This window comes from Streptococcus sp. KR, from assembly GCF_002238115.1.
Classification (GTDB): Bacteria; Bacillota; Bacilli; order Lactobacillales; family Streptococcaceae; genus Streptococcus.
In genome coordinates, this window is the sequence record NZ_NGVM01000198.1 from 1 (window position 1) to 353 (window position 353).

Sequence of the window (353 nt, forward strand, 5' to 3'; positions counted from 1 at the left end):
GATGTAGCCTTCTGGGTGACCACCAGTCACTTGTTTTAGCCCTTCCTGATGTAACGGATAGAAGCTCTGATTGGCCTTGTATAGCTCCCTAGCGAAATCTTGATAAGATATCAGCTCTGTCTCTTTAAATGGTAATATAGGGCCTTCTGGGCGTTCCTCAGACCATTGAAGGCGTACATGGTAGTTTTCCTTATAGATATGATCTTGTATCCATTCTTTATAAAAATCTGAATTTGTATCTAGGAGATGATCTTCACCAGCTGCAGCAACAATCTGATCAAATTTATCATTATGCTGCTTCGCATAGTCAAGATACTGATTCCAGGCTTGATGAAATTCTTCTGGAGTTTTTG

The 353-nt window shown here is 40.2% G+C and carries 1 protein-coding gene; it reads right to left on the reverse strand.

Features of this window, described 5'->3' with window-relative positions; translation table 11 throughout:
- Window positions 1–353, reverse strand: a 353-nt coding sequence (locus tag CBI42_RS11595; RefSeq protein ID WP_142294148.1) for an LPD25 domain-containing protein, incomplete at both ends; no start/stop codon positions are given.